This is a genomic window from Haloarcula halophila (assembly GCF_029278565.1).
GTDB lineage: Archaea > Halobacteriota > Halobacteria > Halobacteriales > Haloarculaceae > Haloarcula > Haloarcula halophila.
This window is the reverse complement of record NZ_CP119559.1, coordinates 2,451,058-2,463,903: the sequence shown is the minus strand read 5'-3', so window position 1 is coordinate 2,463,903 and position 12,846 is coordinate 2,451,058. Positions and strand designations below refer to the sequence as shown.

Annotated in this window: 12 protein-coding genes; 5 read left to right on the top strand and 7 right to left on the bottom strand. The window is 66.1% G+C overall.

The window, feature by feature from the left end; all coding sequences use genetic code 11:
- Positions 1-160 precede the first annotated feature (160 nt).
- From P0204_RS12970 to P0204_RS12960, 3 genes are all read right to left on the bottom strand, one after another.
- The gene (locus P0204_RS12970) at positions 161-532 is read right to left on the bottom strand and encodes a hypothetical protein (protein ID WP_276179859.1); all 372 of its coding nucleotides are present in this window, start codon (positions 530-532) and stop codon (positions 161-163) included.
- Positions 533-537: 5 nt separating this feature from the next.
- The gene (locus P0204_RS12965) at positions 538-1,677 is read right to left on the bottom strand and encodes an aromatic ring-hydroxylating oxygenase subunit alpha (RefSeq protein ID WP_336406455.1); all 1,140 of its coding nucleotides are present in this window, start codon (positions 1,675-1,677) and stop codon (positions 538-540) included.
- 134 nt (positions 1,678-1,811) lie between these two features.
- The gene (locus tag P0204_RS12960; RefSeq protein ID WP_276179855.1) at positions 1,812-4,397 is read right to left on the bottom strand and encodes a GcvT family protein; all 2,586 of its coding nucleotides are present in this window, start codon (positions 4,395-4,397) and stop codon (positions 1,812-1,814) included.
- A gap of 235 nt (positions 4,398-4,632) precedes the next feature.
- Here P0204_RS12960 and P0204_RS12955 point away from each other — a divergent pair, with 235 nt between their 5' ends.
- On the top strand, positions 4,633-5,052 hold the full coding sequence (locus tag P0204_RS12955) for a GlcG/HbpS family heme-binding protein (RefSeq protein WP_276179853.1): 420 nt from the start codon (positions 4,633-4,635) through the stop codon (positions 5,050-5,052).
- Here P0204_RS12955 and P0204_RS12950 read toward each other — a convergent pair.
- Positions 5,049-5,777: a creatininase family protein gene (locus P0204_RS12950; protein ID WP_276179851.1), complete on the bottom strand. Its 729-nt coding sequence runs from the start codon at positions 5,775-5,777 to the stop codon at positions 5,049-5,051. The genes P0204_RS12955 and P0204_RS12950 overlap by 4 nt on opposite strands.
- Before the next feature lie 77 nt (positions 5,778-5,854).
- Between P0204_RS12950 and P0204_RS12945 the strand changes: the two genes are divergently transcribed.
- From P0204_RS12945 to P0204_RS12930, 4 genes are all read left to right on the top strand, one after another.
- Positions 5,855-6,817 carry a succinylglutamate desuccinylase/aspartoacylase family protein gene (locus tag P0204_RS12945; RefSeq protein ID WP_276179848.1) on the top strand — a complete coding sequence of 321 codons (963 nt, stop codon included), beginning with the start codon at positions 5,855-5,857 and terminating at the stop codon, positions 6,815-6,817.
- Positions 6,818-6,908: 91 nt separating this feature from the next.
- On the top strand, positions 6,909-7,928 hold the full coding sequence (locus P0204_RS12940; RefSeq protein ID WP_276179846.1) for a DUF8073 domain-containing protein: 1,020 nt from the start codon (positions 6,909-6,911) through the stop codon (positions 7,926-7,928).
- 59 nt (positions 7,929-7,987) lie between these two features.
- Positions 7,988-8,848, top strand: a complete 861-nt coding sequence (locus tag P0204_RS12935; RefSeq protein WP_276179844.1) for a methylenetetrahydrofolate reductase — start codon at positions 7,988-7,990, stop codon at positions 8,846-8,848.
- A 45-nt stretch (positions 8,849-8,893) separates the two neighbouring features.
- Positions 8,894-9,484, top strand: a complete 591-nt coding sequence (locus P0204_RS12930) for a cyclodeaminase/cyclohydrolase family protein (protein ID WP_276179842.1) — start codon at positions 8,894-8,896, stop codon at positions 9,482-9,484.
- A gap of 420 nt (positions 9,485-9,904) precedes the next feature.
- Here the strand turns inward: P0204_RS12930 and P0204_RS12925 are convergent, their stop codons facing one another.
- The 3 genes from P0204_RS12925 to gfo6 form a co-directional block, all read right to left on the bottom strand.
- Positions 9,905-10,882: a Gfo/Idh/MocA family protein gene (locus P0204_RS12925; RefSeq protein WP_276179840.1), complete on the bottom strand. Its 978-nt coding sequence runs from the start codon at positions 10,880-10,882 to the stop codon at positions 9,905-9,907.
- 63 nt (positions 10,883-10,945) lie between these two features.
- Positions 10,946-11,710 carry an IclR family transcriptional regulator gene (locus P0204_RS12920; RefSeq protein WP_276179838.1) on the bottom strand — a complete coding sequence of 255 codons (765 nt, stop codon included), beginning with the start codon at positions 11,708-11,710 and terminating at the stop codon, positions 10,946-10,948.
- A gap of 38 nt (positions 11,711-11,748) precedes the next feature.
- A complete protein-coding gene (gfo6, locus tag P0204_RS12915; protein WP_276179836.1) occupies positions 11,749-12,822 on the bottom strand; it encodes a D-xylose 1-dehydrogenase Gfo6 in 1,074 nt (357 codons plus the stop codon).
- Positions 12,823-12,846: the final 24 nt, after the last annotated feature.

Here is a 12,846-nt window from a genome sequence, read left to right as displayed (position 1 = left end):
CGGGCCACGACGAACCACAGTATTATACGCAGCTAACATTTTCTGGGAGCGGACTGGATGGACAGGTGTTACGAAACAACGTGGCTGCCGCTGTGACTGGTGGGGCGACGCAAATAGCTCCCAGCAAGTGATCGTGACCGAAAGTACAGGTATCGATCCGTCAGACCGGCCGGACGTGATCCGACCGGGGTTCCCAGAGCGAACCGTCCATACGCAAGTCGTACACTTCGGCCAGCGTGTCCCCGACGGTCCAGCCCTGTTTACTCATCGCGGCGGCGAGAATCCCAAGCGGGACACCGTTCTCGAAGTCGTCGTCGAGCGCCCGCAGGACAGTTTCGATACCGCCCGAGTCCGAAACCGTCGTGACTGCCGGATGGTCCGCAAAGACCCATTCGAGATCCGTGTCCAGCAGTCCCTGCTGGCGTCGATAGAACGCGATCACCTCGTTCGCCGTCGACGCCTCGACACGGGCACCCGTCTCGGTGGATCGAGCGACGAACGGCACGTCCGCTCGCTGGTCTGTCCGGGACACCGGAGTCACGCGTCGTAGCCCTCCTGTGCGAGTCGGTGCAGTTTGTGGACGGTGTGTTCGTTCGGTCCCAGTTGTGCCTGGGCAAGCGCGCCGGACTGTAGCCCTTCGTACTGGCGTTCGACGAGTTCGAAGTCCTCTTCCTGCAGCTGGCGGCTCGTCTGGACGAACTCTCGCTCCGCGTCAGTCATCTCCGCGGAACTGAAGTAGTAGTCGGCAATCAACTGGAACCGGCCCTCGTCGATCGGGTCGATGATGTACGTCCCGTACCCGTCGGCCGTGCCGTACATGTTCACCGTGAAGTTCGGCCAGAAGTAGTAGAACTTCGCCTCTTTTTCCTCGTGGATGCGGAGTTCGTCGTCGACGTCCTCGTCGTGGGTGTAGTGGAGAATCCAGTGGTAGTCGTTGACTTCGAGGTTGGACTCGTCGAGTTCGATGTCGGTTATCCAGTCCTGGTGGTTCGCGTGACAGTGATCGCACTCCGAGTAGTTGCCGGCGAACGTCTTCCAGTTGCAGTCGACTTCCGACACGTACCGCGCCGCGTGTTCGTACTCTTCTAAGGGCATGGCTTCCAGCTCCGTTTTCAGCGTCCCTGCCTGCTCGGCCAGCGCCATCGGGTCGTCGGCGAAGTTGAGGAAGACGAACGGTCCGATCCGGTCGGTCCGGACCTCGTTGAGTCCGTTCTCGCTGGCGTCCAAACCACAGACTTCCTCGTCATCCAGGTCAGGGTTGAGCCCGGCCTCCTCGAAGCTCTTCGGCGTGCTTTCGAGGTCGCCGTCCAGGTCGTACGACCACATGTGATACGGGCAGCGGATACGACCCATGTTGCCGGGGTTGGTCATGGGCGTATCCTCGACCATCTTCGACCCGCGGTGTGCACAGACGTTGAAGAACGCGCGTATCTCGTCGTCGTGGTCACGGACGACGATCACTTGCTTGTCGCCGATGGTCCGCGTGAAGTACGCTCCGGTCTCCGGAATCGCGTTCGCGTGTCCGGCGTACACCCAGTATCGACCGAATATCTTCTCCTTTTCGAGTTCATGGATCTGTGGTTCTGTAAAGTATTTTGCGGGCAATGCGTTCGTTTCGTCAGTTATATCTGGACTAACAGCAGTAACACCGTCGTCAGACGCGTTCCATCTAGTCATACGTGTGGTTTTCTTCTCGTGGACTCTATCACCATTGGCCACCGATACTACACCCATTTAAAAGACGACGGGGGAAACCGAGGACTCGACAGGTCGTTCGATCGGCGGCAAGAAACGGTGGTCGGGGGTCCGGCTTAGGAGACCAGCGGTTCCTCGCGGACGGTCGCGGTGTAGCGGTCGCCCTCGTAGAGGATGTCGACCTCGGTACCGGGGTCGGTGTACTCCGGCGGGAGATAACTATAAGCGACACAGGCCCCGACGGTGTAGCCGTACTCGGCGCTGTGGACGTAGCCGATGGACTCCTCGCCGTCGAGGACCGGACGGTTGTCGAGGATGGTCGCGTCCTCGTCGTTCAGCGTGAGACAGGCCACTTCCTTGCGTCGGGCACCGCCGTCCGCCGCCGCCTCGGCGGTCTCCTGGAGCGCCTCCTTCCCGATGAAGTCGGTGTCCATATCGACGGCCCAGCCGAGGCCCGCTTCGTGTGGCGTGTGCTCGGTGTGGAGGTCCTTCCCCCACAGCCGGAACCCTTTCTCGATGCGCAGGGCGTTGAGCGCGCCGTTGCCGTAGGGGCGCAGACCGTACTCCTCGCCGGCCTCCAGCAGGTATTCCCAGAGGCGTTCCCCGTACTCCGAGGGGGTGTACAGCTCCCAGCCGAGTTCGCCGGCATACGAGACCCGCAGCGCCGTCACGGGGACGTTCTTGACGAAGAACTGCTGGCTCGTGAAGAACGGGAAGGCCTCGTCCGAGAGGTCGACGTCGGTGACCTTCGAGAGGACCTTCCGGGCGTTCGGGCCGGTACAGACCATCGCCGCCAGGCTGGAAGTGACGTCGTTGACGACGACGCCGTCGGGGGCCTGCTCGCGGACCCACGCGACGTGGTTGTTCCCCACCTCGCGGCCGGTCGTCAACAGGAGGTAGCGGTCCTCGTCGGTCCGGGTGACGGTGATGTCGGCCCGGACGCCGCCGCCCTCGTTACACATCAGCGTGTACTTCACGTCACCGACGCCGATGTCCATGTCGTTCGTACAGAGGTACTGGACGAACTCGCCGGCGTCGCTGCCGACGACCTCCATCTTGTTGAACGAGGTCATGTCGTGGAGGCCGACGTTCTCCCGGACGTTCAGCGCCTCGGCGCCCTCGATGGGCGAGTAGTAGACGCCCTCCCAGCCGTTCCGGTCGGGGATCTGGTCCTCGTAGCGGTCGACGAGGTCCGCGTTGGACTCGAACCACTGGGGTTCCTCCCAGCCGGCCTCGGCCCACAGTTCCGCGTCGTACTCCTTGTGGGTGTGATACATCGGCGTCCGCCGGATGTCGCGCTGTTTGTCCGTCCACACCCACTTGGGGTGCATGATGTTGTAGACGATGCGGTACTCCTCGCCGCCGATGTCGCGGGCGAAGTCCCAGCTTCCCTCGTGGTCGTCGAACCGGTTGACGTCACAGTGTGCCAGGTCGATGGGGCCGTCGTCGAGCCGCGGGACACCCGTCTCCATCCACTCGGCCAGCGCTTTCATCGCGCCGCCGGCGTGGGTGACCCAGATTGCCGCCGCGGTCCAGAGCCCGTCGTACTCCTGGACAGGCCCCATCACGGGCAGCCCGTTGGGGGACTCGGCGAACATCCCGTTGTACTTGTGTTCGAGTTCTTTCCCGGCCGTCGCCGGCAGGAGTTCGTCGCTGGCCTGGCGCGGGGCCTTGTGGGGCCGATCCGGATGGGTCGCGTTGTCCATGTGGAAGTCGGTGAACTCGTGGACAGAGCCCTGTTCGCCGTCCGGGTCGTTGCCGCCCAGGTCCCGTGGGTCCGGGACGATTGGCTCGTGGTTGTACGAGCCGATGCCGTAGGCGTCCCCGTGGGTCCGGTAGTACATCGCGTTGTCCTGGTCCCGGAGGATGGGGCGGTCCGGGTCGGCCAGGAGCCGTTTGGTCTTCTCGCCGGAGACGTTCTCGTAGTTCTCGAACAGCGGGTGGTCGGTGACGTCGATCGCGTTGTCCGCCAGTTCCTCCAGCGACTCGGTCATCGTGTACTGGTGTTCGACCGGCGTCACTGGGAGGTGGACGCCGAGTTTCTCGCCCAGTTGCCGCGCCCAGATGTTCGTCGCGACGACCACCTCGTCACACTCGATACTCCCGTTCTCGGTGACGACGCGCTGGACAGCGCCGCCCTCGACGTCGACGTCCTCGGTTCGGGTGTGGGGGACGAACTTCGCGCCCCGGTCCATCGCCTCCCTCGCGAGCGCGTCACAGGCGACGACGCCGGAGACCTGGCCGTCGGTCGGGGAGTAGTACCCGCCCAGGATCTCCTCCTCGTCGACCAGCGGGAGGTGGTCCGTCACCTCCGAGGGCGAGAGGATCTGTGGATCGGGGATCCCCCAGGCCTTGGCGTGTTCGACACGGCGCTGGAGGAACGCCATCCGTTCCTCGCTGCGTGCCACCTCGATACCGCCGGTCTCGCTGTAGGCCTGCTTGCCGTCTGCGCCCTCCAAGTCCGAGTAGAGCTTCCGGCTGTAGTTCGCGAACTGGCTGAGCGTCTTCGGCTCGGCCGTCTGGAACATGATCCCCGGCGCGTGCGTCGAGGAGCCACCCGTGGTGGGCATCGGCCCCTGGTCGACGACGACGACGTCCTCTCTCCCCATCTCGGTCAGTTGATACGCGAGGTTACACCCCACGATACCGGCGCCGACGATGACGGTGTCGGCCTGCTCCGGTAAGTTCTCGGTCGGTTGCATAAATCTAGTCTGAGGATGACGGTGGGGTCGGCAAATAGTTTCCGCTGGCCGGGGCGGGCTTTTCAAAAAGTAGGTGTACTGACCAGTAGTGGTTCGTAGTTCACAACGCCATCGTTGTGAAGGAGTGGGGTCCCGATCGCTGCCGGGTCCCGGGCGACGCCGGAGGGCCACGACAGCGGTGTCGGTTGACTGAAACCTGGGTTCTAAGATGGTACCCGGCGAAGCGGGGGATTGCATGGTCCAGTCTATTGCACTTGAGACGGCGACAGATGTTATCGAAGCAGCCGAACAGAAAGCCGAGGAGATCGACAACCCGATGGTCGTCACCGTCGCCAACAGCGAGGGGAACCTCGTCGCCCAGCACCGCATGGACGGGGCGTGGCTCGCGTCGGTGAGCATCTCGCGGAACAAGGCCTACACCGCCGCGGCGCTCGAGACACCGACCCACGAACTCGCCGAGCCGTCGGAACCGGGGAACTCGCTGTACGGACTCCAGTCGACCGACGAGGGCCGCATCGTCATCTTCGGCGGCGGCTACCCCCTGAAGCGGGACGGCGAGATCGTCGGGACGATCGGCGTCTCCGGCGGCGCGGTCTCCCAGGATCGCGAGGTCGCCGAGGCAGGCGTCGAGCGCTGGGACGAACTCCAGGCCTAGCGCTCGGGAAGTTCCCGGTCGGCGACGGTCTCCAGCAGGGCGACAAGCGACGCCGTGGCCGATTCGAGCAACTGTTCGCCCAGGTCGGCGCTCCCGTCGCGGGGGTCGCCGACGACGCCGTTCTCGGTGAACTCGTCGGAGTCGAACGCGAGGTTGACACGCCCCTGCCAGTCGCCCCAGCGGTCGGCCCCGCCCGAGGCGGCCTCCGCGAAGCGGTCCTCGTGGACCGTCTCGGGGTTCGCGTGCTGTAACAGTGCGGTCTCCATCGGTCCGCCGTGGCCCATGTCGACCTCCTGTTCGCCCACCTCGTCGAACCACGTGAACGGGACGGCGTAGGCGTCGTCGTGGCGCACGATCCGGCCGGCCACCTCCCGGAGGGCGGCGATGTTCCCGCCGTGGCCGTTGACCAGGACGACCCGGTCCCACCCGTGAGCGGCGAGGCTGTCGACGACGTCCCGGACGTACGCCCGGAACGTGGACTCGCTGGTCCAGAGCGTCCCGGTGAACGCCCGGTGTTCTTCGGCGACGCCGACCGGGATAGCCGGTGCGACGACGACGTCGCCGTCGTAGCGGTCGGCGGCCGCGTCGGCGACCGCCTCGGCGTTGAGCGTGTCCGTCCCCAGCGGGGCGTGCGGGCCGTGTTGCTCGGTGCTACCGACCGGGACCAGCGCCAGCTCCGTCTCGGTGTCGGCTAGATCGGTCCACGTCTCCGTCTCGATGTGCATATCCGGCCCCTCGGGGCCGGTGGAAATAAACTCCCGCCACGCTCGCCTTTTTTGTCCCCACAGTACCCTGACAGGGTATGGAACACCAACCCGTCACGCACACGCAGACCGACCGTCGCCTCGGCCGACTGCCCTCGGGCGCGGACCTGACCGTGACGGTCCACCGGTACACGGGCGGCCCGGGACCGACCGTCTACCTCCAGGCCGCACAGCACGGCATCGAACTGAACGGGCCGGCGGTCCTGCGCCGCCTCGACGAGCGACTCGACGGCGCCGAGATCGCCGGGACGGTGATCGCCGTCCCGGTGGCGAACCCGCCGGCGTTCGACCACCGCTCGTACACCACCCCGTCGGCCTACGACGTGGTGAACCCGAACCTGAACCGCGTCTGGCCCGGGGACGGCGAGGGAAGCCTCCAAGAGCGCCTGGCCGCCCGCCTGTGGGGCCTCGCCGGCAACGCCGACGCGGCCGTGGATCTCCACACCGGAACCGCCGACATGCTCGAACACGTGCGCTATCGCGCCGACGACGAGGCGGCCAGGGACCTGGCGACCGCCTTCGGGACCGAGTTCGTGCTGGCCGACACCGACAGTGAGGCGTCGGCCGAGGGCACTTTCCGGGAGGCCGCCGCGAACGCCGGGATTCCGGCCGTGACGGCCGAACTCGGCAACAGCCGCCAGGTCTCTCACGACGCCATCCGGACGGGTGTGGGCGGACTCGTGAACGTCCTCCGGTCGCTCTCGGTGCTCCCGGACACGCCGGCGTCGGCGCCCGACCGGACGACCCTCCGGGACGACGGCGAGACGGTCCGCGCACAGGCCTCGGGGCTGTTCGAACTCCGTCCCGGCGTCGACGTGGGCGACTACGTCCCCCCGGGTGCCGAACTGGGGACCGTCTACTGTCCGGCCACCTTCGAGTCACTCCAGACCGTCACCACCGACGACGGCGGAGTCCCGTACTCGCTCGCCCGGGAAGCGGTCGTCGCCGCCGGGGAACGCGTCGCCGCCATCGCGACCCGTGCTGAGTCGGACCGTCGGTGAGAGTGTCCCGATTATTTTGGGGGTATTTTAATGGGTTTGCTATTCCGCACATAGCGTTATCCACCATAACGTGTCATAGATAAACAATACCATGGGATTACAGAATTCGTTCGATATCCTTTCCGACATCATCGACGAGTACGAGTCACGCGGCCGTGAGATCCGGAACGTCGAGGCGACGGCCGACGACGGCTCGGGTGACGGACTGTCGGTCACGCTGGATGTCCCCGTGTCGCTGTGTCCCGCCGGGGCCGAGGGCGACTCGACACTCACCGCGGAGACGGCCACGCTGACCGACAACGGTGGGCTCCAGGTGGAGTTCGACAGGTCGACACCAGGCACGCTGCCCGACGACCTCCCGGGGGTCGCGGCCACCGAAGGTGCCGTCCGGGTTGCCGACGACGGCCTCCTGCTTACCGTCGAACTGACCATCGATCCCGACGACACCGACCCGACGACAGCGGACGAACCGCGTCGGACCGGGGAGCCGACGAGTGACCGAACCGACGATAGCGCCGCCGATTCGGTGGATAACGAGGACCACGGGGACGACGATCCGACAGTGACCGGCCCGCAGGCGGTCCGGGACGACTCCGTTCCACCCTACGAGGACACGGAGTACCTCCGAGCGCTGTACGACGCCTACGACACCTTCACCGAGATGAGCCGCGAGATAGAGATGGAGATCTCGGCGGAGACGGTCCGCCGGTACATGATCGAGGCCGGCGTCCACAAACCCGACACGTACGACACCGGGTCGGACGACGCGCGCGGGAGCACGGCGGATACGAGCGCCCACGACGCGAGCGCGGCCGACACGGAGACCGACCCGACGGCGGCGATGCCCGACGAGCAACTCGTCACCGACGGCATCGGGATGCCCGAGGGCGTCACGCTGGAGGGCGTCGTCGAGGCCGTCGTGGACGCCTCGGCGGTCTACGAGGTCCAACGTTCGCTGGGACTAGAGCGCCAGCAGACCCGTGACCTCCTGCGGGAACTCAATCTCATCGGCCTCGTCCTCCACCGCATCTCCGACGGCGACCAGCAGGAAACGTCCTACGAGCAGGCCGTGGCTCGCATCAGACAGTGTGCCCCGAGCGATCACTCTTAAATGGGTTCCCTGGCACACCCCTACTACAAAGTACTCAGCCCACTTTTCATAGCTAAACAATGTCCTTAGGAACCAGCCGTACGACGGACCGCCGTGGGGTCGAGACACTCCTCACGAACGCACGCTTCGAGTTGATGCCGTTCGAGAGCTTCGACGAGGAGATAACCCATCTCCCCGCGGACGCGACGATCGCGATCACGACGTCGCCCCAGTTGGGCATCGACACGACCGTCGAGAAGACCGAAGAGGCGGTCGCGCTGGGCTTCGACGTCGTCCCCCACGTCGCGGCCCGCTACGTCGAGGACCGGGAGCACCTCGAAGAGATCGCCCGGCGGCTGACCGAGGCCGGCGTCACCGACATCTTCGTCCCCGGCGGCGACCGCGAGGAGCCCGCCGGCGAGTTCGAATCGGCCCACGATCTGCTCGCGGCGCTGTCCGAGACACCCTACTCCTTCGAGGAAGTGGGGATCACCGGCTACCCGGAGGGCCACGACTTCCTCGACGAGGCCACGTTGGCCGAGGCGATGGAGAAGAAGGCCCCCTACGCGACGTACATCGTCACGCAGCTGTGTTACGATCCCGACGCCGTCATCGAGTGGATCGAAGCGGTCCGCGAGCGGGGCGTCGACCTCCCTGTCGAGGTCGGCATCCCCGGTGTCATGAAGTACCAGCGGCTGATGAAGATCTCACAGAAGGTCGGCGTGGGCGACTCGATCAAGTTCCTCCGGAAGACCACCGGCGTCCTCGGGTTCGTCCGACAACTCGTCGGCTCGCGAGGGACCTACGAGCCCGATTCACTCATCGACGGCCTCGCACCGTACGTCGACGACGAGGAGTACGGCATCCGGGGCGTCCACATCTACACGTTCAACCAGACGCCCGACACCGAGGAGTGGCGGCTGGGCAGACTCGACCAGTAGTCTCACGGGGAATCGCCTATGGCCGCTCGGTGAGTGGTGGCCCACATGGACTACGGCACCCGTTCGCTCGACCAGTTCCTCGACGACATCGCGTCGACAGCGGTGACGCCGGCCGGCGGGACGGCCGCGGCAGTCGTCGGCGCGACCGGCGCGGCCCTCTGTGAGATGGTCTGTCTCCACACGCTCGAACGGGGGGAGTGTCGCGCCGACGCCGCGGCCGAACTGCGCGACGCCCGTGCGGACTTACAGGAACTCCGGACCCGCCTCATGACACTGGGGGAGACGGACGCATCGGCCGTCGACGACCTGCTCGCCACACTGCCCGCGGACGACGCCACGGCCGAGCTGAAGCGGGCGACCGGCGTCCCGCTGACCATCGCCGAGGCGTGTCTGGCCGTCGTCGAGATCGGCGCGGTGGTTACGGCTCACGGGAACGAGAACGCCCGGCCCGACGCGGTGACCGGCCGCCTGCTCGCGCACGCGGCGATGCGGGCGACGGCGTTCACCGCACGGGGGAACCTGACGCGGATCGACGACCAGTCGTTCGTCGCGGACGTGACCGCCCGCCTCGACGAGATCGAACGGTCAGCGGCCGACCAGTCGTGGCCCGAAGGGGTGAGCGAAGCAAACGCGTGACCACAGATCGATCGCGAGTCTGCGAGGACGGTCGACGATCGAATAGGTCCGAGACACCTCGATAATGCGGGTATTTATCACTGTATTCACGCTCTTGGAACGTCTGCCGAGTTTTTCTGCCGGCTTCTGCCCGTGAACCGGGTAGGTGCGTGTATTTCTCCTCTATAGATCGTTATATACTGCCACGCGACTATGCAACCACCCACAGACGTGAACAGTGGGAGGAACATATTCGGATGGTCGACGTATCGGGACGACGATCGGCGTGCCATCGCGCAGACGGGACCGGAGCGTTCGATACCGGGTCGGGGCGACTGAGTCCCTGGCCCCTGTGTCTCGGATATACTCACCCGTCCGAGTCCGATGGCTGGACCGCTACGGGCGGGACAAGCTCCCGCAGTTCTGGACGTGGCCCCGGCGTCAGTCCAACTCGACTGGCTGTCCCGTCCGCGCGCTCTCGTAGAGCGCGTCGATGACGCGCATGATGGCGACGCTCTCGGTGCGGTCGACCCGCGGGGTCGCGCCGCTGTCGACGCAGTCGGCGAACTGTTCGATCTCACGGCGGTAGTGGTCGACCGGGTCGAACCGCTCGGTGACCTCGCGCCCGTCGACGGCGTAGGTCAGTTCGGTCGGGTTGTCGACGCCGACGTCGAACGTCGGTTCGGCCCGGAGCCAGCCGTCCGTCGTCTCGACGCGGTAGTACTGGGTCAGCGGCGTCTCGAAGCCCGACTGGAGCCGTGCGCTCGCCCCGTCGCCGTACGACATGACCGCGGCCATCTCCGTCTCGACGCCGCAGTCGCGCCGGTCGGTCGTCGTCGCGTACACCCGGTCGGGATCGCCGAGGAACAGCCGGGCGGCGCTGACGGCGTAACAGCCCACGTCCATCACGCTTCCACCGGCCAGGTCGGGATCGAGTCTGATGTCCTCGGCGCCGTCGGGCATCCGGAAGGTGAACGTCGACGTGACGTTCCTGACCGGGCCGAGTTCGTCGTCGACAACCTCGACGGCACGTTCGGTCAGCGGGTGGTAGCGGTACATGAACGCCTCCATCAACGTGACGCCGCGCTCCTCGCAGTAGTCGAAGACGGCCGCGGTCTCCTCGGCGCTCGCGGTGAGCGGCTTCTCACAGACGACGTGGAGACCGGCGTCGGCGGCCGCCCGGACCCACTCGGCGTGGAGACCGTTCGGGAGCGGGATGTAGACGGCGTCGAGCGTGTCGTCGTCGAGCAACTGCTCGTAGCCGCCGTAGCTCGTCGGGATATCCAGCCGGTCGGCCACCGCGGCCGCCCGGTCGCCGTCCCGCGAGGCGATCGCCGCGACCTCGTGTGGGCTCGCCTGGATGCCGGGGATGACCGAGTCGATACCGATAGCTGCCGTGCCGAGGACGCCAAAGCGCATACCCACAGGGCGGCCGAGAAGGGCATAAATGTTGCCGTCGCAGGGGTCGTCGGCGTCGACTGTCTACGAGTAGGTCACGTTGAGTTCGATGACGTTGGCGACCTCCAACACCTTCTGTGCTAGCTCCTCGCGGAACCGGTCGCCCTGGAGTCGGTTCGTCGGGCCGGAGGCGCTGATCGCGCCGATGACCTCGTCACCGTCGTCCCTGACCGGCGCGGCGACACAGCGCAGGCCGTCGATCCGCTCCTCGTCGTCGAAGGCGACGCCACGGTCGCGGATCTCCGCGAGCGCCTCGTCGAGTTCTTCTCGGCTGCTGATCGACTGCTCGGTCGGCGCGTCGAGCCCGTGACGGTCGACGATCTCGTCGACCTCTTCGGGGGAGAGAAAGGCGAGGATGGCCTTTCCGAGCGCGGTCGTGTGCAGCGGGACGCGAGTCCCGACGTGTGCTTTCACTCGGACCGCCTGGTCGCCGTACGTACGGTAGAGATACGATCCCCGGCCGTGTTCCTCGACGAGCAGGTTGGCGAGCTCTCCGGTCTCCTCGGCGAGGCGGTCGACCTCGGGCTTCGCGATCTCGAAGAGCTGCTGGACGTGTCGGGCGTACGCCCCGAGTTCGAGAAACCGGAGTCCGACCCGGTACTCGGTGTCCTCCCTGACGACGTACTCCTCCTGTTCGAGCGTACTGAGGTAGTTGTGCACGGTGCTTTTCGGAATGTCGAGATGTCGCGCCAACTCGGTCACGCCCGCCCCGTCGAGCGCCTTCAGCGCGTTGAGGATCTCGAACGTCGTCGTGACCGACTGGAGTGGGTTCTTTGCTGGTTTGGACATGCAGGAACTATCGTGATAAACCTACAAAACGGTTGGTGTCAGTCGAGGGTGACGATCTCGCCCGTGTCGGCGGCCTCGTGGATCGCCCGGATGATGCGCATGTCTTCGAGCCCGTGGCGCCCGTCGGCGACGATCTCCCCGCCGGTGAGGACGCGGTCTGCGAAGTAGTCGAACTCCTCGCGCATCTCCCGCTGTGAGTCGAAGGCCGTCTGTTCGACGGTGCCCGAGACCTCGCCCCGCGAGAGGTGGAGCCGGCACTCGCCGTGGAACGCCGGGTGCATGTCGATCTGCCCCGCCGTGCCGGTGATTTTGAGCTGGGTGTCCTCCTGGGCCCGCTGGCTGGAGGTGGTCACCATCGTCACGCCGTCTTCCAGCGTGAGCAGCGCGCCGGAGCGCTCGTCGGGGACGGCCGAGAACGCCTCGTGGTGGCTGCTCATTCGGGCCTGGACCGTGACCGGGTCCCGACCCAGCAGGAACCGGGCGGTGTTCAGCGAGTAGATACCCAGGTCCATGACGGACGTCCCGTAGCCCGAGAGCTCCGGGTCGACGCGCCACTGGTCGTGGTCGGGGATCATCTCCAGCAGCGGCTGGCTGTTGTTCCCGTAGACCGACACGGGCTCGCCGATGAACCCGTCCTCGATGAGCGCTCGCGCCTGCCGGACGGCCGGGTCGGTGTGCATCCGGTAGGCGATCATCAGGTCGACGCCGGCCTGCTCGCAGGTCTCGACGAGCCGTTCCGCGCGCTCGACGGTCGACTCCATGGGTTTCTCACAGAGCACTGCCTTGCCGAGGTCGGCCGCGGTCTCGACGTACTCCAGGTGGTAGGCGTTGGGCGTCCCGACGTAGACCGCGTCGTACGCGTCGGCCGCCTCGCCGTCGTGGAAGCCGTCGTAGCTGATGCCGTGTTCGACGCCGTTGTCGGCGGCCAGGCGTTGGGCTTTCTCCACCGAGGAACTGACCAGCGTCGTCACCTCGGCGAGTTCCGAGTTCGCGATGGCCGGAAGTGCCACGTCGATCGTCCACCAGCCCAGGCCGAGTAGCGCGAACCGGACGGTTCCCTCGGTGGTCGTCTGCCAGTCGCGGGCGTCGTAGTTGTCGAACCACTCTTTCATTGCGACGGGCTACCGACCGGGCGG